At 59.6% G+C, this 1,405-nt stretch carries 1 protein-coding gene; it reads right to left on the reverse strand.

Annotated elements, in window-relative coordinates; genetic code table 11:
* Nucleotides 1-5 precede the first annotated feature (5 nt).
* Nucleotides 6-1,357 (reverse strand): IS3 family transposase gene (locus tag ACVOLJ_RS20840; protein ID WP_481564992.1). Its coding sequence is split into 2 segments (ribosomal slippage): nucleotides 6-901 and nucleotides 901-1,357, totalling 1,353 coding nucleotides; the frame shifts between segments, so codons are not numbered across the junction.
* Nucleotides 1,358-1,405: the final 48 nt, after the last annotated feature.

Genomic DNA, 1,405 nt, shown 5'->3' on the forward strand with positions numbered 1-1,405 from the left:
GGGGATCAGGCGGCCAGCGCGACCTGTTCCCGGTACTTTACCGGGCTCAGGCCCTTTAGTTTCAGTCGGATACGGTCTTCGTTGTAGTACCGGATGTACTCCGTCAGTCCGGCTTCCAGACTTTCGATGCTGTCAAAGCTGTTCAGGTAGAAGAATTCCGACTTCAGTGTCCCGAAGAAGCTCTCCATGGCCGCGTTGTCCAGGCAGTTGCCACGCCGGGACATGCTCTGTTTCAGCGAGTGCTTCGCGAGCTTGTGGCGGTAGTTTTCGTGCTGGTAATGCCAGCCCTGGTCAGAGTGGATCATCGGTCGATCTTCGGGCGAAAGCTTCTTGATCGCTTGGTCCAGCATCTCGCCCACCAGGTCGAACACCGGTCGGCGCTTCATCTGGTACGCCACGATTTCGCCGTTGTAGAGATCCATGATCGGCGAAAGATAGAGCTTCATGCCCTGCACCTTGAACTCGGTTACGTCGGTCACCCACTTCTGGTTGGGCGTCTGGGCCTCAAACTGGCGGCCCAGATCGTTGGAGACCACGACATTGGCCGCTCCCTTGAAGGCGCGGTAGCGCTTGATGCGTACCCGCGATTGCAGGCCCAGCTCGACCATCAGCCGCTGCACCCGCTTGTGGTTGATGGCTTGGCCCTGATTGGCCAGTTCCAGCGTTATGCGACGGTAGCCGTAGCGCCCTTGGTTCTCATCGTAAATCGCGCGGATACGCCCACGCAGTTCCTCCTCGCCCTCATCTGGATGGGCCAAGGCGTTCACCTGGTAATAGAACGTGCTGCGTGACAGTTCGGCCGCCTCGAGCAAAAGCGGCAACGCATGGGCCTGCCTCAATCCTTGGACGGCTTGCGCTTTGCGCGCTGCGCCGCCTGCTCTTCCTGGATCAAGGCATCGAGCTTTTTTAGGTAGGCGGTCTCCGCACGCAGATAGGCCACTTCTTTCAGAAGCTCATCGCGGCTCATGTCCTCGGCGGGCTTGGACGAGCGGGTCTTTTTCATCGGTCTTGGTGGCGGTGGTGGAGGTGGTGCCAGCGCTTGAGCGCCAGCGCGAGCATACAACCGTTGCCATCGCCCCACCGCGCCGGCATCTCCGATCTGGAAGTGCGTGGTGGCCTCGCGCGCGGACATGCCCTCCTGACCCATCTTTTCAAGCACCTCCAGCTTGAACTGGAGATCATAGGATCGGGGTTTGCGGTCAAACCCCTGCCGACCATGCAACCGGTAGGTCGCTGCCCACCGCCTGACCGTGGAGAACTCCAGGCCATGGCGGCGGGCAACCGCCTTGACCGATGTGGAGGTCTTGCAGGCCTCTTTGGCGACCTGCAATTTGAAACAAACCTCATATCTATTCATGTAACCCTCGGGGTTGGATCAGGTGTCCAACTCCTGGGGGTCACTTCA

It is taken from the genome of Stenotrophomonas sp. STEN046 (assembly GCF_056759755.1).